The sequence below is a fragment of the Paenimyroides aestuarii genome (assembly GCF_024628805.1).
GTDB classification, from domain to species: domain Bacteria; phylum Bacteroidota; class Bacteroidia; order Flavobacteriales; family Flavobacteriaceae; genus Flavobacterium; species Flavobacterium aestuarii_A.
The window spans coordinates 2,020,307-2,039,815 of the sequence record NZ_CP102382.1 but is presented as its reverse complement, the minus strand read 5'-3'; the positions used below and the strand labels follow the sequence as shown (position 1 = coordinate 2,039,815).

Annotated in this window: 17 protein-coding genes; 14 read left to right on the top strand and 3 right to left on the bottom strand. The window is 32.5% G+C overall.

All coding sequences use genetic code 11. The annotated features are described in order from the left end of the window. Positions 1–24: 24 nt before the first annotated feature. From NPX36_RS09815 to NPX36_RS09805, 3 genes are read left to right on the top strand one after another with little or no spacing between them, the layout of a single operon-like run. Positions 25–996: a glycosyltransferase gene (locus NPX36_RS09815; RefSeq protein ID WP_257498543.1), complete on the top strand. Its 972-nt coding sequence runs from the start codon at positions 25–27 to the stop codon at positions 994–996. Continuing rightward, a complete protein-coding gene (locus NPX36_RS09810; protein WP_257498542.1) occupies positions 993–2,057 on the top strand; it encodes a glycosyltransferase family 9 protein in 1,065 nt (354 codons plus the stop codon). Before NPX36_RS09815 ends, NPX36_RS09810 begins: the two co-directional genes overlap by 4 nt. 4 nt (positions 2,058–2,061) lie before the next feature. Continuing rightward, positions 2,062–2,814: a glycosyltransferase family 2 protein gene (locus tag NPX36_RS09805; RefSeq protein WP_257498541.1), complete on the top strand. Its 753-nt coding sequence runs from the start codon at positions 2,062–2,064 to the stop codon at positions 2,812–2,814. A 1-nt stretch (position 2,815) separates the two neighbouring features. Here NPX36_RS09805 and NPX36_RS09800 read toward each other — a convergent pair whose 3' ends face one another. Next, positions 2,816–3,583: a lipopolysaccharide kinase InaA family protein gene (locus NPX36_RS09800; protein WP_257498540.1), complete on the bottom strand. Its 768-nt coding sequence runs from the start codon at positions 3,581–3,583 to the stop codon at positions 2,816–2,818. A gap of 145 nt (positions 3,584–3,728) precedes the next feature. Here NPX36_RS09800 and NPX36_RS09795 point away from each other — a divergent pair, with 145 nt between their 5' ends. The 8 genes from NPX36_RS09795 (at position 3,729) to NPX36_RS09760 (ending at position 14,963) form a co-directional block, all read left to right on the top strand. Beyond that, a complete protein-coding gene (locus NPX36_RS09795; protein WP_257498539.1) occupies positions 3,729–4,520 on the top strand; it encodes a DUF5672 family protein in 792 nt (263 codons plus the stop codon). Further along, the gene (locus tag NPX36_RS09790; RefSeq protein WP_257498538.1) at positions 4,517–5,605 is read left to right on the top strand and encodes a glycosyltransferase; all 1,089 of its coding nucleotides are present in this window, start codon (positions 4,517–4,519) and stop codon (positions 5,603–5,605) included. Before NPX36_RS09795 ends, NPX36_RS09790 begins: the two co-directional genes overlap by 4 nt. A 9-nt stretch (positions 5,606–5,614) precedes the next feature. Next, on the top strand, positions 5,615–6,586 hold the full coding sequence (locus NPX36_RS09785; protein WP_257498537.1) for a hypothetical protein: 972 nt from the start codon (positions 5,615–5,617) through the stop codon (positions 6,584–6,586). Beyond that, positions 6,579–7,628 carry a glycosyltransferase gene (locus tag NPX36_RS09780; protein ID WP_257498536.1) on the top strand — a complete coding sequence of 350 codons (1,050 nt, stop codon included), beginning with the start codon at positions 6,579–6,581 and terminating at the stop codon, positions 7,626–7,628. Before NPX36_RS09785 ends, NPX36_RS09780 begins: the two co-directional genes overlap by 8 nt. Continuing rightward, a complete protein-coding gene (locus NPX36_RS09775) occupies positions 7,612–9,129 on the top strand; it encodes a hypothetical protein (RefSeq protein WP_257498535.1) in 1,518 nt (505 codons plus the stop codon). Before NPX36_RS09780 ends, NPX36_RS09775 begins: the two co-directional genes overlap by 17 nt. 72 nt (positions 9,130–9,201) lie before the next feature. Continuing rightward, positions 9,202–12,873 (top strand): phosphoribosylformylglycinamidine synthase, encoded by a 3,672-nt coding sequence (gene purL / locus NPX36_RS09770; protein ID WP_257498534.1) that lies wholly within the window; start codon positions 9,202–9,204, stop codon positions 12,871–12,873. 162 nt (positions 12,874–13,035) lie between these two features. Continuing rightward, on the top strand, positions 13,036–14,115 hold the full coding sequence (locus NPX36_RS09765) for a hypothetical protein (RefSeq protein ID WP_257498533.1): 1,080 nt from the start codon (positions 13,036–13,038) through the stop codon (positions 14,113–14,115). After that, entirely contained in the window at positions 14,106–14,963 is an 858-nt protein-coding gene (locus NPX36_RS09760) for a tetratricopeptide repeat protein (RefSeq protein WP_257498532.1), read from the top strand. Before NPX36_RS09765 ends, NPX36_RS09760 begins: the two co-directional genes overlap by 10 nt. A gap of 40 nt (positions 14,964–15,003) precedes the next feature. Here NPX36_RS09760 and NPX36_RS09755 read toward each other — a convergent pair whose 3' ends face one another. Continuing rightward, positions 15,004–15,447: a hypothetical protein gene (locus tag NPX36_RS09755; protein ID WP_257498531.1), complete on the bottom strand. Its 444-nt coding sequence runs from the start codon at positions 15,445–15,447 to the stop codon at positions 15,004–15,006. Positions 15,448–15,462: 15 nt separating this feature from the next. Continuing rightward, the gene (locus tag NPX36_RS09750; protein ID WP_257498530.1) at positions 15,463–16,977 is read right to left on the bottom strand and encodes a GH3 auxin-responsive promoter family protein; all 1,515 of its coding nucleotides are present in this window, start codon (positions 16,975–16,977) and stop codon (positions 15,463–15,465) included. Between the two features lie 79 nt (positions 16,978–17,056). On the opposite strand from NPX36_RS09750, the gene NPX36_RS09745 reads away from it, so the two are divergent. The 3 genes from NPX36_RS09745 (at position 17,057) to porT (ending at position 19,430) form a co-directional block, all read left to right on the top strand. Next, positions 17,057–17,854 carry a DUF2797 domain-containing protein gene (locus NPX36_RS09745; RefSeq protein WP_257498529.1) on the top strand — a complete coding sequence of 266 codons (798 nt, stop codon included), beginning with the start codon at positions 17,057–17,059 and terminating at the stop codon, positions 17,852–17,854. A gap of 130 nt (positions 17,855–17,984) precedes the next feature. Continuing rightward, positions 17,985–18,713 carry a bifunctional demethylmenaquinone methyltransferase/2-methoxy-6-polyprenyl-1,4-benzoquinol methylase UbiE gene (ubiE, locus tag NPX36_RS09740; RefSeq protein ID WP_257498528.1) on the top strand — a complete coding sequence of 243 codons (729 nt, stop codon included), beginning with the start codon at positions 17,985–17,987 and terminating at the stop codon, positions 18,711–18,713. Positions 18,714–18,716: 3 nt separating this feature from the next. After that, positions 18,717–19,430, top strand: a complete 714-nt coding sequence (gene porT, locus NPX36_RS09735; RefSeq protein WP_257498527.1) for a type IX secretion/gliding motility protein PorT/SprT — start codon at positions 18,717–18,719, stop codon at positions 19,428–19,430. The last annotated feature ends 79 nt before the right edge of the window (positions 19,431–19,509 follow it).

Sequence of the window (19,509 nt, the reverse complement as noted above, 5' to 3'; positions counted from 1 at the left end):
CATAGGAAAAAAGTTTTGAATATTATGGATTTATCAATTGTAATTGTAAACTATAATTCATGGAGTGTTTTAAGTAATTGTTTAGAAAGCGTTTTAAGCTTAAAGTCAATTTTGAACATTGAAGTTATTGTGGTTGACAATCAATCTACAAAAAATATGATGGCTTCCTATGAGTTGAAATATCCTACGGTAAAATGGTTGCGCAATTCTGGCAATAATGGTTTTGCAAATGGTTGTAATTTAGGGGCGGCAAATGCAGTTGGGGATAATTTGTTTTTTTTAAATCCCGATACGAAACTAAATTCAGGTGTTTTAGAGCATTTTATTAAAATTTACGATAAAGAAAATATAGGAATTTTATCATGCCTGCAAACCAACAACAATGGTACTTTTCATAAATACAACTTACTTTTTCCTAATTCATTAAGAGTTTTTGGAATTTTAAGAAGTTTTGAACGATTTTTTAAAAAGAAACAATTAACACAACATTTTAAAGAAACAGCTACAAGAAGTTATCCAGATTGGATTTCGGGATCGGCAATATTTATATCTAAACAAAATTTTGAGCTAATTGACAAATGGAACGAAGATTATTGGATGTATTTTGAAGATGTTGATCTATGCAAAAAAATTCAGGAAAATAATTTACCTTGTGTTGTTACAAAGGAAGTATCTCTTTTTCATTTGCACGGCGGTGCTTCAAGAGTAAATCCAAAAACAAAAGCAATAACAAAATCCGAAGTAATAAAATCGCGGCACGTTTACATATCTAATTATTTTTCTGCTAACAGCCAAAAATGGCTTCACCCTTTATTAATGACAAATAATTTGTTAAGTGTTGGCATTTTATCGCTGCTTTCTTTTCCTTTGTTTTTTTTAAAAAAGCTACAAGTTAATCGTTACAAATTTTTAGAACTTTGCAATTATTATGCTTCAGCATTAAAAAACAAAACGTGGTTAAGTAACAGATCAACAAATTTTAAATTCTCAAAATGAAGAAGATTCTTGTAATACAGCAAAAAATGATCGGCGATGTGTTGGTTTCTTCTATTATTTGCGAAAATTTGGCAATTGAATTCCCCGATGCTCAAATTGATTATTTAATTTATGATACAACGTTTCCGGTACTTTTAAACAATCATTCCCATTACAACATTATTCATTTTACAAGCAAACAACGCAATTCAAAAATCGAACTATTAAAATTTGCTAGCCAAATTAGAAAAGAAAATTATGATGTAGTAATTGACAGTTATTCTAAATTAGAAAGTTGGATAATTACCGGATTTTCAGGGGCAAAAACTAAAATTTCGTTCGATAAAAAATATATAAATGCGATTTACACACATGTTGTAAAACGTCATAGACAACCAAAAACGAACTTAGGTTTAACAATTGAACAAAGATTAGCACTTTTAAAGCCTTTGGGTATTTTAAGTCCTAAAATATTAAAACCAACTTTAATTGTTAGCGAAAACGAAAAAAAACAAACTATTGAACTTTTAGAAAAGCATCATATCGATAAAAGAAAATCTTTAGGAATGATTAGTTTATTGGGAAGTAGTGAATCTAAAACCTATCCTTTGGAATATATGGCAAAGGTTATAGACGAAATTGTTGCTTCCAAACCCATAAATTTGCTGTTTAATTATATTCCGAATCAAATCAACGAAGCCAAAAAGATTTTCAACTTGTGCAAACCTGAAACTCAAAAGCACATTTATTTTGATGTGATAGGAAAGTCATTGCGCGATTTCATAGGTTTGATGAACGAATGCGATTTTATTATTGGAAACGACGGTGGAGCAATTAATATGGCAAAAGCATTAAACAAACCTGCGTTTACAATATTTTCGCCAGTTATTGATAAATTAGGTTGGAACAGTTTTGAAGACGGAACACAATATATTTCTGTGCATTTAAAGGACTTTAAACCAAATCTTTTTGAAAATTTATCCGCTAAAGATATTAAAATTAAAAATGAACAACTATATTTAGAATTTGAACCCAAGTTGTTTAATCCCTTATTGATGCATTTCTTAAAACATAATGCATAACACCATGAATAGTAATCCAAAGATTTCAGCTTTAATCATTACTAAGAATGAAGCGCATAATATTGTTGAATTAATAGAAAATTTAAGTTTTGCTGATGAAATTATCATTGTTGATTCTTTCAGCATTGATGCTACAGAAGAATTGGCAAAAAAATTTGATAAAGTAAAGTTTTATAAACATAAATTTGAAAATTATGCTTCGCAACGAAATATTGCTTTAGGCTATGCAACCAATCCTTGGATTTTATTTTTAGATGCAGATGAACGACTTACTCCTAAATTAGCTACAGAAATTCAGGAAACATTGAAAAGCCCTACTGCCGACGCTTATTTTTTTTACAGAACCTATTATTACAAAGATAAACCAATGCGCTTTACAGGCTTACAAGCTGATAAAAACATACGTTTATTTAAAAAAGAAGTAGGTACTTACACCGGTTTGGTTCATGAAAAATTAATGGTAGAAGGTAAAATTGCATCGCTTAAAAACAAATTGATTCACTATTCATTTCACGATTTTGAAAGTTATAAAGAAAAACTAAAGAATTACGGAAAACTAAAAGCTAAAGAAAAATTTAGTAAAGGTGAAAAATACAATGTTTTTAAACACTACTCTCATTCAGCGTATTGTTTTTTAAATCGTTTCTTTTTTAGACTAGGTTTTTTAGACGGACAAAAAGGTGCGGTAATTAGCTACCTTATGGCGTATTCTATTTGGGAACGCTACAAAGAAATGAAGCGCTTACAGAAAAAATAAATTATTTTTTCCAGAATTTAATACGCTTTTTAAGCCTTTGCTTTCTGTGAAATTTTTCCTGAAAATCGCTGGTTAATTCCCCCAACAACTCAAAAATTTCTGTTTCGGTTTTTTGTGTGTATAATTTTGCATATTCGTTTGCCATAATGGCAATCATATCCCTTTTGGGTGTTAATCGGCGAAGGTTGTACATGCGTTGCTCAAAAGGCAATTCGCTGTGAAAACGCATACGGTTTAAATCTACCAAATAAAAAGAATAGGTTTGGTCGTCATTGATTTTTATCAGCGTATTTCCGGGTGAATGATCTTTAAACTCTACTCCTGCTTGGTGCAATTGATAGCAAAACCTTGTAAACGCACGCAAAATTTCTTCATGATTTTCTAAACTTGGATTTTGAACCAAATCTCTATAAGTATATTCCGTTACAATGTGTTCACAAACGTAAAAACTTTTTCCTAAGCCCAACCCTAGGTGTTCTTCTGCAAAAGCAATTGGTTGCGGTGTTCCAATATTTTTATCGAGTAATTTAAGCGCATATTCATAAGAACGTTTTGCCTTTGAAGCACGAATAAATCGATAAACAAAAGCATTCAATAGATTGGGCTTTTTAAAAGCTTTAATGTTTAAAACCAAATCGTTTAGCGGAAAAGTTTTAATGGTGTTTCTGTTGCCTTTCACAAACAAATCTCCAGTAATTTCAAAATTTTCAATAATTTTTCCTATTTCAGCTTTGTGACGTTTAAATATTTGATGAACTGTAAACTTCATTTTACTTTTAGTATTAATGCTACAAAAATAGCGATAATAGTTCTCTCTTTTCATTTATTATTTAATCAATACACACAAACCCATAGATGATAAACTTTCAATTATAATAAATATACATATATTTGTAGGAAAATGTTGATGCTTAATGAAAAATGACACCCAGAAAGTAGTTGTTTTAATTCCTATATACAGAGATTTTTTTGATGATTTTGAAATAAAATCGCTAAAAAGTGTTCATAACGAACTAAGTAATTTTCCTATCATCTTTATTGCACCGGAATCGTTAAATACTGATTTTCTGAATCGTTATGAAATTACTTTTAATTTTGAAATTTATAGATTCGAAGATGATTATTTTCGGTCAATAGAAGGATATAACCAATTATTACTTTCATCACATTTTTATAAAGCTTTTCTAAATTATGAATACCTGCTGATTTGCCAAACCGATGCTTACGTTTTCAAAAACGAATTATCTTCATGGGTTTCCAAAGGTTTTGACTACATTGGTGCTCCATGGCTTGACAGTAAAAAAGTGTTGTTTAATCACACATCAAGATCTATTTTTAATAAAATAAAGAAAAAAATCGGTTTAAAAGAAAGGTTATACAACCATATAAACCAAGTAGGAAATGGCGGGTTTTCTCTGAGAAAAACTGCAAAATTTCATGAAATTTCAACAAAAGAAGAGGTTGCCATCAACAATTTTTTAAAAAACAAAGAAAAAGAAAACTATCATATAGAAGATGTTTTTTGGTCGTTATATGTTCCTCAAAAATATCCTTTTTTAAAACCCGATTATCAAACTGCTATGCGCTTTTGTGTAGATAGAAAACCTGAAGTTGCGTTTACCTATTTAAATGGCAAATTACCTTTTGCTTGTCATGGATTTAACAAAAAAGGTGTTGTAAAATTTTGGTCTAAATACATATCATGAATATTTTAAATGTAACATCAATTGTAGAATGGCGTGGTGGTGATGCGCAAATGTACACGATATATAATTTGTTAAAAAAGCACAAAGCACTTAACCAATATATCTTGTGCCCAATAAATTCTGTTTTGTATGAAAAAGCCGTTCATGACGATGCTCAAGTGTTATCATATATCAAAAAAAATAAAGTTTTTTCGCTTATAAACCCTATAATTGATGCGGTTAAAAAACATGATATCGATGTGTTGCACATTCATGATTCTAGTGCTTTATCGGCAGCAATTATTGCGAAAATATGTTTAAAAAAAGAGGTGAAACTCATCTATAGTCGCAAAAGAAACAATCGAATAAAAAAGAATTTTTTCAAAAAATTAAAATACGATAATAAATACATTTATAAAATTGTATCCGTTTCGAAAGCTGTAGAGCAAATATTTCATGACATCCATATTTCTTCTGAGAAACTGCTCACAATTTACGACGCAATTAATGTGGCTGCATTTAGCAATAAAAACAAAGTTGGGTTAATTCACAAAGAGTTGAATCTTTCGCAAGACATACAGATCATTGGAAACATTTCTTCATTATCTAAACAAAAAGATTTAGTTACTTTTATAAATACTGCTGAAAAAGTAATTAAGAAAAATCAAAATGTGCACTTTGTTATTCTTGGAAGCGGTTCCGAAGAACAACTTTTGAAAGAATTGGTGCATACAAAAAAAATAGAAAACTATGTGTTTTTCTTAGGTTTTAAGCCAAATGTTGCAGATTATTTAAACGAATTTGATGTTTTATTAATGACTTCGGTTACGGAAGGTTTGCCCTTAACAATTTATGAAGCTTTTGCCTCGCAAATACCAATAGTTTCCACAAAAGCCGGAGGAATTCCTGAAGTGATTACAGATGGAGAAAATGGCTTTTTAACAGAAATTGGCGACGACAAAACGCTTGCAGAAAAGTGCTTATTGCTACTTAACAACAGCAATTTAGCCAATAATTTTAAAGAAAAATCGTTTACTTTGGTAAAAAATAATTTCGATTTAAAAAACTTAGAAGAAAATTATTATAATTTTTACACCACTTTATAATTACAATTTATGAAAATAACAATTGTAGCTTTTGACCTTTGGGGGTTTAATAAAAAAGTTGCTGATTATTTAATCAAACAAAATCACGAGATTACTTTTTTAGATAGTAACAATATTCGTTTTATTTACAAAAACAAATTACAACGTGTTTTAAATTTTTTAAGCAAATTATTCCTTAATAAAAATATAAAAAAAGATTTTATAAATAAAACGCTTATCAAAGAGATTTCAAATCTAACAACGCAAGATTATATCCTAATTGTAAATCCTAACCAATTTCGAAATGATATTACTTTATTACTAAGAGATAAAACAGCAAATTTTATTGCATATAATTATGACTCTCTAGCAAGAATACCCTTACCATCAAATTATAATGAATTATTTGATAAAATTTTTTCCTTTGATATTAAAGATGTAAAGGAAAACAGTTTTTTAACATTGCTCACAAATTTCATTTATTTGGATAAAAACATAAATCCTTTTCCAAAAAACAAAGCATTTATAATTTTATCGAAGTCCTATGAGCGAGAAGTTATATTGAGTAAAATTGCCAATATTCTTGATGAAAAAGGTTTTCATAATTATGAATTTATTGTTGCAAATCCAGAAACTAAAAAAGTGAATAAACGAATTCATTTAACAGAAGAACACGTAAAGTTAGAAGTAGTTATTGAAAAAATGAAAGATGCCGAAATATTAATTGATTTGGTTAGACCTAACCAAACAGGTTTAAGCTTCAGGATTTTTGAAGCCATGGCATTGCATAAGAAAGTGATAACTAATAACGAGACCGTAAAAAACTATGATTTCTACAATGAAAATAATATATTAGTTATAAATAAAGATCGAATTGATATTCCAGATGCATTTTTAATTAACTCGTATCAAGAAATTCCAAAAGAAATATATTCAAAATACACAATAGAAAATTTTGTGAATACCTTATTTCCTAATTTAAAGAAAAAAAAATATGACTAAAACAAAAATTTATGTTTTTTGTCCTGAAATAAAAGTTCCAACAGGTGGTGTAAAACAATTATACAAATTAGCTGAACTGTTATCAAATGAAAACTATGATGTTTTTTTAACACATGGAAAAAAGAATTTTAAAAACAATTGGTTTTCTACAAAAGTTAAATTTGCGTATTATCCTTATCTCTTTTACAAAATTTACAAATTAACTCGAAAAAACAAAACCAAATACATTTTTAAAGATTTCTTCAAAGAACTCTTTATGGATAAATCATTACCTGAATCTGATTCCATTCTCATTTATCCGGAAATTTGGGGAGACAGAATTAATACATTAACTTCTAACAAATATATAGTTTATAACCAAAACTGTTATTACACTTTTAATTTATACCCTTTTTTAAAAAACAATACCGAACACTCCTATAACAATGACAATTTCTTAGGCTTTTTAACTGTTTCTAAAGATTCTAAAGAATATTTGAATTTGGCATTCCCAAACCAAAAAACAGAGCGTATTTGTTTAGGTATAAACCCTACATTTTCATTTAGTAGCAAAAAAGAGAAGATAATTGCTTTTATGCCGAGAAAATTAAAAGAAGATTTCAATCAAATCTATCATATTCTTGTAAACAATCCTCACTTTAAAGATTGGAAATGGCAACCTATTGATAATTGTACAGAAGATGAAGTTGCCGTTATATTACAAAAAAGTGCCTTTTTTTTAAGCTTTAATTATAATGAAGGTTTTGGTTTACCACCAGTAGAAGCTATGGCATGTGGTTGTTATGTTATTGGATATGCAGGAAATGCAGGAAATGAGTATTTTTTTAAGAAATTTTCTACATTAATTCCTGACAGAAATATAATTGAATTCACAAAATCTCTTCTAGAAAAAGTAATGATATTTAATGAAAATCCGTTATCTTTAATTAATTTAGGACAAGAAGCTTCAATATATGTTCACAAAACATATAATCTAGAATACGAGAAGCAGTCAACGCTAAATGCAGTAAATAATATATTAAAAAATGAAAACCCTCTATAACATATTGTTTTTAATAACAATCATTAGCTTTGCTTCGTGCCGCGATGATTTTAATTTTGAGCCCGCATCGGGTTCCGAACTCACTTTTTCTAAAGACACCGTTTATTTAGACACTATTTTTTCAAATATCGGTTCAAGTACTTACAATCTAAGAGTTTACAACAACAGCAATAAAGACATTAAAATACCAGCAATTCGATTAGCAAAAGGTGAAAATTCTAATTTTCGATTAATGGTTGATGGAATGCCCGGAAAAAGTTTTGAAAATGTAGAACTTTTGGCAAAAGACAGTATGTTTATCTTCGTTGAAACAACGGTTGATATTAAGCAGCAAACCAATGGAGCCGAATTTTTATACACCGATGAAATTCTTTTTCAGGCAGGCAGCAATCAGCAAAAAGTGAATTTGGTTACTTTGGTTAAAGATGCTGTTTTTTTGTATCCTCAAAAATTTCAAAACGGTTCTTATGAAAGCATCACCATAAACGACGAACAAGTATATGGTTTCTTTTTAGATGAAAACGATGCTACAAACGGCAACGAATTAGAATGGAACAACACCAAACCATATGTGATATATGGCGCAGCAGCTGTTCCGCCGGGTAAAACTTTAAACGTTACTGCTGGCACAGAAGTACATTTTCACCGCAATTCTGCTTTAATCGCTTTCCCTACATCAACAATCAATGCACAAGGAAGTATTGAAAATTCTATTTTAATGCAAGGCGACCGTTTAGAACCCAATTTTGAAGACACTCCCGGACAATGGACAGGGGTTTGGATTGGGCAAAACAGCAACATTTCTATTGCAAACACCGTTATCAAAAATGCAGTTAACGGCTTATTAATCAACGCGAATAACGGCACTGCTTCGTTAGAAAATGTGCAAATTTACAATTGCGAACAATTTGGTTTGTTATTGGCAACTGCAAATGTTATGGGCAAAAATGTTGTTACCAACAACTGTGGTAGGGCTGCATTGGCAATTACCAACGGCGGCGTGTATGATTTTACACATTGTACGTTTGCAAATTATTGGAGCCGACAAAACCAAACCGCTGCAATAATAGATAATGGCGATGGAACCCTTCCGTTTGCTTTGCAGGCACAATTTAAAAACAGTATTATTTATGGAAATGCCAGCGAATCAATTGTATTAGTTCCAGCAAATAACCAATCAAATTTCAACTTTTCATTTGATTATTGCCTGATTAAATTTCAAAATACAGGAAACCGATACAATACCGAAGTTTTTCCTTATAATTTCAATAATCCAACAAATTACAACAATAATTTAATCGCTAAAAATTTCAACGAGCATCAACCCTATTTTTCAAACACACAGAAAAATAAAATGATGATTACCGATAAAGCAACGTCGTTAATTAATTACGGAAATTCGCTTTTTGCACAACAAGTTCCGAACGATTTGCTGGGAAACAGCAGGCTAACTGCACCCGATTTAGGTGCTTATCAACACGTAACTTCTTCGGTAGATTAAATTGCTAATATTATTTTTTAGTAGTAATTTTGTTTTTTAGTTATAAATAACAATACAACAAACCTTAAAACGATGATTCAATTTTTTGAAAATGCGTCTGGTACAGTTTATGCTGTGCAAACCTCAATTCCATTAAACATGGACGATGTAGCAAAACTAAATTGGTTATTTGGCAATGCTGCACCAATCGAAACACCCGCTGTAAACCAAACTTTTGTGGGGCCGCGTGCTGCCATGATTACACCTTGGAGTACTAATGCAGTAGAAATTACACAAAACATGGGTGTAAACGGAATCATTCGTATAGAAGAATTCCAAAAAACAGAAGAAGATTTTAACGACTTCGACCCAATGATTTCTCAAAAATATCCTTCGCTTACGCAGGATATGTTTACCATTGATATACAACCGCAACCCGTTCAAGAAATTGATGATATTGCAGCTTACAACAAACAAGAAGGTTTGGCTTTAAGCGATGAAGAAGTAACTTATCTAAACAATGTTGCTGCTAAAATAGGTAGAAAATTAACCGACTCTGAGGTTTTTGGATTTTCACAAGTAAATTCAGAACATTGTCGTCATAAAATTTTCAACGGCACTTTTGTAATTGATGGAATGGAACAACCAACTTCCTTATTCAAATTGATAAAAAGCACGTCGGAAACCAATCCAAACGATATTGTTTCGGCTTATAAAGATAATGTGGCTTTTGTAAAAGGACCACGCGTAACACAATTTGCCCCAAATACCGCAGACAAACCCGATTATTACACAGAAAAAGAATTTGATTCGGTAATTTCCTTAAAAGCCGAAACCCACAATTTCCCTACCACAGTAGAACCTTTTAATGGTGCTGCAACGGGTTCGGGCGGTGAAATTCGCGATCGCTTAGCAGGTGGTCAAGGCTCGTTGCCTTTAGCAGGAACAGCAATTTATATGACTTCGTATTCGCGTTTAGAAGACGATAGAACTTGGGAAAAAGCAATGAATGAAAGAAATTGGTTGTACCAAACACCAATGGATATTTTAATAAAAGCATCAAACGGTGCTTCCGATTTTGGAAACAAATTTGGACAGCCCCTTATTACAGGTTCGGTTTTAACCTTTGAACATGAAGAAAACAACCGCAAAATTGGTTACGATAAAGTAATCATGCAAGCCGGTGGTATTGGCTACGGAAAAGCCGATCAAGCAAAAAAACACGAACCACAATCTGGCGACCAAATTGTAATTTTAGGAGGTGAAAACTACCGAATTGGTATGGGCGGTGCCGCAGTTTCTTCAGCAGACACGGGTGCTTTTGGTTCGGGTATCGAATTAAATGCCATTCAACGCTCCAACCCCGAAATGCAAAAACGTGCAGCCAATGCAGTGCGCGGCATGGTGGAATCAGATGTAAACCCTATTGTTTCTATTCACGATCACGGTGCAGGCGGACATTTAAACTGCTTGTCGGAATTGGTTGAAAACACCGGCGGATTGATCGATTTAGATAAATTGCCAGTTGGAGACCCAACCTTATCAGCAAAAGAAATTATTGGTAACGAATCGCAAGAGCGTATGGGATTGGTTATTGGTAAAAATGATATGGATACCTTAAAACGCGTTGCTGAACGTGAGCGTTCTCCGATATATACCGTAGGCGAGGTTACCAACAACCAAAGATTCACTTTTCAATCGGCTACAAGTGGCGAAAAACCAATGGATTTAGCTTTAGCAGACATGTTTGGTTCTTCCCCAAAAACCATTATGAACGATGAAACTGTTGTTTATAATTATGCCGATATAGTATATGAAAAAGAAGAAGTTTACAACTATTTAAACCAAGTTTTGCAATTAGAAGCTGTTGCTTGTAAAGATTGGTTAACCAATAAAGTAGATCGTTGCGTGGGCGGTCGTGTAGCCAAACAGCAATGTGTGGGTCCTTTGCAATTGCCGCTAAACAATGTAGGTGTCATGGCGCTTGATTTTAAAGGGAAAGAAGGTATTGCAACCACAGTGGGCCACTCACCTATCACCGCATTGGTAGATCCTGTTGCAGGTAGTAGAAATGCCATTGGCGAAGCGTTATCGAACATTCTATTTGCTCCTATAAAAAATGGATTAAGTGGTATCTCCCTATCAGCCAATTGGATGTGGGCGTGTAACAACAAAGGCGAAGATGCCCGTTTATACGAAGCAGTAAAAGGCTGCGCCGATTTTGCAATTGAATTGGGAATTAACATTCCAACTGGGAAAGATTCGCTTTCAATGAAGCAAAAATACCCTGATGGTGACGTAATTGCTCCAGGAACGGTGATTATTTCGGCTGCAGGAAACTGTACAGACATCAAAAAAGTGGTAGAACCTGTTTTATCAAAAAGTGCAGATTCTATTTATTATATCAATTTATCCAAAGATCAATTCAAATTAGGAGGATCCTCTTTTGCACAAATTTTAAACAAGGTGGGCAACGATGTTCCAACAATTACCGATGCCGCTTACTTTAAAAAAGCATTCAATACCATTCAAGAATTAATCAATGACAATCAAATCGCAGCAGGGCACGATGTGGGTTCTGGTGGTTTAATCACCACTTTGCTAGAAATGTGTTTTGCCGGATATAATTTAGATGCCGATATTGATTTAACAGGCTTAAACGAATCTGACATCATTAAAGCGCTTTTCAATGAAAACATCGCCGTAGTGTTACAAGCTCAAAACGACCGTATTTTTGAAAGCAAAATGGATGCAAACGGTATCGAGTTTGTAAAAATTGGTGTTCCTTCAGAAGGCCACGATTTAAAAGTAATCTTCGGAAAAGAGTTTTACAACTTTAATATCAATGAATTACGCGACACTTGGTTCATTACTTCGTATTATTTAGATAAAAAACAATCTAAAAACGGAATGGCTCGCGAACGCTTAATGAATTATAAAAACCAACCGTTACAGTTTAACTTTCCGTTTCATTTCAACGGACAAAAGCCTGTAATTGAGAATACAAAACCACGACCAAAAGCAGCAATTATTCGTGAGAAAGGATCAAATTCTGAACGCGAAATGGCCAATGCTATGTACTTAGCCGGATTTGACGTTAAAGATGTACACATGACCGATTTAATCACTGGTCGTGAAACATTAGAAGATATTCAGTTTATTGGTGCTGTTGGTGGCTTTTCAAATTCAGATGTTTTAGGTTCTGCAAAAGGTTGGGCTGGTGCATTTATGTACAACGAAAAAGCCAACACTGCATTGAAAAATTTCTTTGCACGTCCGGATACTCTTTCAGTAGGAATTTGCAACGGATGTCAATTGTTTATGGAATTAGAATTGATCAATCCGGAGCATGAAGTACACGGAAAAATGCATCACAACACATCCCAAAAACACGAGTCAAACTTTGTTTCTGTAAAAGTACAACCAAACAAATCGGTAATGCTTTCTACCTTAGCCGGAACAACTTTAGGGGTTTGGATTTCGCATGGTGAAGGAAAATTTAATTTACCAAATAGCGAAAGCGACTATCACATTGTGGCAAAATATGCGTATGATAAATATCCTGCCAACCCAAATGGATCTGATTACAACACCGCAATGATGTGTGATAAAACCGGACGCCATTTAGTAACTATGCCTCATATAGAGCGTTCTGTTTTTCCATGGAATTGGGCAAACTATCCCGCAGGCAGAAAAGACGAAGTTTCGCCATGGGTAGAAGCTTTTGTAAATGCACGCAAATGGTGCGAGGAAAATCAGTTATAAATTATCAATTAATAAGTTAGAAATGCAGCCAGTTAATAAAACTGGCTGTACTTTTTTAGGGCTATTTTGCTTTTTTGTTCCGAAAAAAACTTATTTTTTTGTTAAAATAAATTTCTTTCTCTCTTTACTTGCTATTTTCGTGGAAACACTTAAATACAAAAAATGATAAAAACACTAGTACTTTTTCTTTCCTGCTTGTCGATCACTTTTTCCCAGGCACAAACCAAAACCGAAAATGATCTGTATGTTGCGGGGTATCGAAATGAAGATTTTAATACAGCATATTTAGCATTTTCAAAAAAGAAAAACGATTCACTCTATTTTTTTTCAAATGATGAAAGTCGATACAGTGCATTGCCATCACATAGTTTTGAAAAGGATACATTGGGCATAAAAACAAAATTGATTGTTACAGATAACAAAATATCTCTTTACTACACTTCAGATGAATACAAACAAGATTATCATTATTTTAAAGTAGAAAATTCTGAGTTTACAATTGATCAAGTGAGAGAAATTAAAGGCAAAAGATATACAACTGAATTAGATAAGGTAGCAATGATTCCTAATCGGGATTTAAAAATACAGCGCGAAATTTATTTTTTAGATTCATTGAATGTAGAAATCACGTATACTTACACTTTAAATAATACGATACTTTTCACTGAAAAAGAAATTAAAAACATTGCTTTTCAACTGGTTGACAATAAAGTTTTCTTTAGTTTTTATGATGGTGAATTAAACCTTAACAATCGTTGGTATCAGTTAACAAATCTTCAAAAAGACAAATTTTCTTTTGTTCATTATGCCGAGACTAAAAAAAATGTTGATGTTTACACATTAAATTCTGCCAAAAACCAAGAGATTAATTCATCAAATTTTAAAATGTGTTGGGATCGTCGCCCTTATGAATATTATAACTATGAACCTGACATTAAATATACAAATGGCAATAATGCTTTATTAAAACGATTAATTAAAGATGCTCCAACAACAAAAGGAAATGGATTTATAACCATACATTTTGCCATAAATTGCGAAGGAAAAGTGGGAAGATTTGGTTTAGAACAAATGGACACGAATTATCAGTCAGCATCGTACAATCCAGATTTAATCAAGCATTTAATACAAGAAATAAGTAAAATAACCGAATGGAATCTTCCTGAAAAAATTCAGACAGATACACATCGTTTTTTAATGTTTAAAGTTACTAATGGAAAAATAACCGAAGTATGGCCTTAAATAAATTCGTTTTATACAATATTTTAATTTTTATAGGATTTTGCCATTCTTTGTATTCTCAGGAATCCAATCCGTTTTCTCATTTATCAAAAGAAGAACGTATGAAGTTGGCTGATAAATACCATGATTTATCACAAACTGTTTATCAAACTTCGGAAATGCATCGAACATACAAAGACAGTGCTTTAATGGCCGTTCCTGATCATGTGGAGTATATGGAGCGGGCATCATATTCTTATAAAAAAGCAGGGGAACACATAAAGGCTATGGAAATGCTTAACAAAGCTGTAAAGATTGATACAACAAACGGAAAAACAGCCGCATTGGAATACAAAGCGTGGAGTATGTTGTATTTTTACCGCGATTATGAAAGCACCATTAAAGATGTGGATAAAGTAATTGAAATTAGTAAATTACCCTACAAAGCGTGTCATGGCGAATCGTGTTTACTTTTAAAAGCGCAAGCATACTATCAATTGGGGGAATACAAACAAGCAATTGAAACCTTTAATTATTTGTTTACTCTGCTTAAAGAACAAGGTGCTGATCCAAAAGACGATTTTTTAAGTAATTTCTATTTGGCACGGTGCTATTTTAAATTGAATGATTTTGATAAATCGCTTTACTATTTAGAAGAACAATTAGCGATGCCCTATAGTGTGAAAGCTGAATTGAATTTTTATGCCGGACAGATTTATGTGTTAAAAAACAATACCGAAAAAGCAAAACAGCATTTTTTAAAGGCAAAAGAACTGTACCTACAAAATGATAAATTGAACGAACCGTATATTGAACGCTTCGACGAAATATTTTTACACGATATTGAATTGGAAATTAGTGAATTATAAAAAATCCGTCTTAAAATTTGTTAAGACGGATTTTTAATCTTTAGTTAACCGTTGTTGGGTTTAACGGAATTGCTAAATCTTGCTTTATAAATTCGCCGCCAATCATTGGTATAAATAAGCGGTTGTATTTATGACCTTCTGTTTTTGAATGCAATACACCGCGAGTGGTGTGCATAGTAAACATTGCCAATTCTTGCAATAATCCTTTAGGTAAAATTAATTGTTCGCCTTTAACAAAAAACTGCCATCCGGTTGGTTCAAATTCAAATTCGCAAGAAACAGCCACATCCATCACTTCTACTTTATCTAATAAAAATTTGAATTTAGCAATGGTTTTCACAAAGTGTTTTTCATTATTAACGCCAAATTGAAAATCAAAATTTAAATCTAAAGTTCCGTTTTCTGTTTCTGTTTCATTTACTTTAAACTCTTCTGTTGTAATATTAATTAATCTGAAATTAATATTTACTGGTTGTTCATTCATATTATTTATTTACTATTAATTATTCAATGTTTTTAATTGTTCCAAATAAGAGCGATCGTTAGACAAACGGGGAATTTTATTTTGTCCGCCCAACTTGTCTTGTTTGCTTAACCACAAATGAAAAAGGTTTGGCTTTGCTACGTTTAACTTTAATTCGTTAAGTGTCATACTGTTGTAACGCTTGGCTTCGTAATCAGAATTAATGCTTTGTATGTTTTCATCTAATCGTTTTGCAAATGCTTTTAAATCAGATGGATTCTTTTTAAACTCGATCATCCATTCATGCGCTCCTTTTTCTTTTCCTTCCATAAAAACCGGCGCAACTGTGTATTCTACAATATCAACCTGAAATTCATTTGCTGTTATTGCGAGCGCTTTGTCGGTATTTTCAATCATTAATTCTTCGCCAAAAACATTAATGTAATGCTTGGTGCGTCCCGTGATTTTTATTCGATACGGATTTAATGAAGTAAACCGAACAGTATCTCCTATTAAATAGCGCCATAAACCCGAATTGGTTGTAATAACCACCGCATAGCTTTTATTCATTTGAACATCGGCTAAAGATACAGTTTTTTGGTGAGATGTTGCAAATGTATCCATTGGAATAAATTCATAGAAAATTCCATAATCTAACATGAGCAGCATATCATTTGCATTATTGCGGTCTTGAATGGCAAAAAATCCTTCGGAAGCATTATAGTTTTCATAAAAACGAAAATTTTCTTTAGGAAAAAGCTTTTGATACTGTTCGCGATAGGGTTCAAAACTGATTCCGCCGTGAAAATACACTTCGGCATTGGGCCAAATTTCAAGCAAACTAGATTTATTAACGTCTTGCATCACATTGTTCAGCAAAACCAATAGCCACGAAGGTACGCCTAATAAACTGGTAACATTCTCGTTTTTGGTTTCTTTTACAATGGCTTTCATTTTTTCGTTCCATTCGCTCATTAATGAAACTTTGCTGTTTGGTGTGGAACTCAATTCTGCCCAAAAAGGTAAATTATCAATTAAAATAGCCGAAAGATCACCAAAAATCGTGTTATTGTCTGCATAAAGCTGTTTACTTCCGCCTAAACGAAGGCTTTTTCCTGTAAAAAGTTGCGAATCTTCGTTATTGTTTAAATACAAACACAGCATATCTTTCCCCGCTTTGTAATGGCAATTTTCTAGAGCATCGGTACTAACGGGTATAAATTTACTTTTGGCATTGGTGGTACCGCTCGATTTTGCAAAATATCTAATTGGTTCGGGCCAATAAATGTTGTTTTCACCTTTTCTACTGCGTTCTATAAGCGGTTCCACTTCTTCATAGGTTGAAACCGGAACGCGCTCAGCAAATTGGCTGTAGCTGAAAATCGAAGAAAAATCGTACTTCTTCCCTATTTCGGTAAATTTTGCCCGTTGAATTAGTTGCAACAGCAATTCGTTTTGCACATCGTGGGGATACTTAATAAATAGTTCTATTTGATGTATCCGTTTTTTTAAAATCCACGAAACAATAGAGTTGATAATTGATAATGCCATGATTTTTTAATTGCGCAAACTGCAAAGTATTCTATTTACTTTGTACTTTTACAATTCATTCAAAAATATAAAAAATCTTATGCAATACGAAGGAGTTTTGAATAAAATGCATACCGAATTAGCAAATCCTATACAATATTACTTGGTTTTTGACCAGGCTTTTATTCATATCAATCAAATTATTTATAAAGACATTGAAATTCAACATGTTGGCTACCAATGTTTGAATTGCAAAAAAGAGAAGAAAATTTTTAGACAAGGTTTTTGTTATGATTGTTTTATGAAAAGTGCTGCAGCAGGAGATTGGATTATGCGGCCAGAACTAAGCACAGCTCATTTAGACATTGAAGATCGCGACTTAGAATATGAAAAAAAGGTTCAATTGCAACCACATATTGTATATTTGGCTGTGGCAAGTGATGTAAAAATTGGTGTGACCCGTAAAACACAAGTGCCCACCAGATGGATTGACCAAGGCGCATCGGCTGCGATTCCGGTAGTTGAAGTTCCCAATAGGTATTTAGCCGGAATTACCGAAGTAGCCCTAAAAAAGCATTATACCGATAAAACCAACTGGCGAAAAATGGTGCTTAACCAAATTGTTTCTGTGGATTTAGACCAAGAAGTAAAGAAAATAGAAGCCCTTTTGCCTGAAGAAGTACATGCCTATTTCCGAAACACTGCGCACAATGTGTACGAATTAGCGTATCCGGTGGAGCAATACCTGACATCGTGCACTAGTTTAAATTTAGACAAAACACCAAATTTTAAGGGCAAAATTATTGGAGTAAAAGGACAGTATTTAATGTTTGAAGACGGTACTGTTTTCAACCTTCGCAGTTATGAGGGGTATAAGGTTATCCTTAATATCGAATAGCTGAAAGATAATTGCTGCATTTAATAATTCTTTAGTGCAAATTTTCTTAGTCCTTTTCACTATTAATTGATACCATACGTTTATATACTATTTTTATTATAAGTATATTTGTAAAAATTTCAATTTAAAAATGGCCGATCAAATCAATCCATATAAAGATTCTAATCTTGGTAAAAAACAGCAAGTTGAGCAAATGTTTGATACAATTTCTGGAAATTACGACAGTTTAAACCGAATGATTTCCATGGGAACTGATCAAGGATGGAGAAGAAATGTACTGAAAATGGTTTCTGAAACAAATCCTGAATCAATTCTAGATATCGCCACCGGTACAGGTGATTTGGCTATATTACTTTCAAAATCGAATGCAAAACGCATTGTTGGCTTAGATCTTTCTGCAGGAATGCTAGAAATTGGAAAAGAAAAAGTAAAAGCTTTGGCCTTACATCACAAAATTGAAATGATACAAGGCGATTCTGAAAATTTACCTTTTCAAGACAATACTTTTGATGCAATTACCGTTGCTTTTGGTATACGCAATTTTGAAAATTTGGAAAAAGGCTTGTCTGAAATTGCTCGCGTTTTAAAACCTAACGGAATTTTTGTTATCTTAGAAACCTCGGTTCCTACAAAATTTCCGTTTAAACAAGGGTACAATTTTTATATGAAAACCTTTATGCCGCTAATGGGTAAAATGTTTTCTAAAGACAAAAAAGCCTACGAATATTTATCAGAATCGGCAAAAAACTTTCCTTATGGCGAAGAATTAAATGCCATTTTACGGAAAGTTGGTTTTAAAAATGTAAAGCACACTCCACAAACAATGGGTGTTGCAACTATTTATTCAGCATCAAAATAAAATATGAAAAATTTATTTATTGCCATTTGTTTATTCGCTTCGGTTCAGTTATCTGCACAAGGCATGTTTGGGAAAAATCCCTACAAAAACCAGCAAACATGGGATCAACAAAGGGTTCATTACGGATATTATTTAGGATTTAGCTCGTACAATTTTAAGTTTGATTATTCTAAAAGTTTTCTCGATAAAAATGGAAGTAACGAAATTTTAGTCGAACCAACAACTGGTTTTAATGTAGGTTTGGTGGGAAACTTACGTTTAATGGAATATCTAGATTTGCGATTTGAACCAGGTTTGTATTACACCCGCAGAAAATTGATTTTTCCGCACATTACCAACCCTGATCAAAACACGCGCGATGTAGCTTCAACTTATATACATTTTCCCATATTGCTGAAGTTTTCTGCATTGAGAGCTGGAAATATTCGTCCGTATATCTTAACAGGTATTTCGCAATCATTAAACTTAAGCAGCAATGAAACCTCTAAAGATGATAATTACCAAGGTCGTTTTAGAATGAAAAAATGGACTGCAAATTACGAACTAGGTTTAGGAGTTGATTTATACTTTGAACATTTTAAATTTACACCTTCCATCCGTGGCGTATTTGGTTTACAAGACGAACTTATTCGCGACAAAAATCCAAACAGTCCATGGACCGGCGATATAGAATCTATGAAAACACGTGGTTTGTTTATTAACTTTACGTTTCACTAAAAGTTTAATAATAATCTGTTTATTATTCTATTTGGTTGGAATTCTAAACTCTAAATTTTACATTTTTTAACTTAAATTG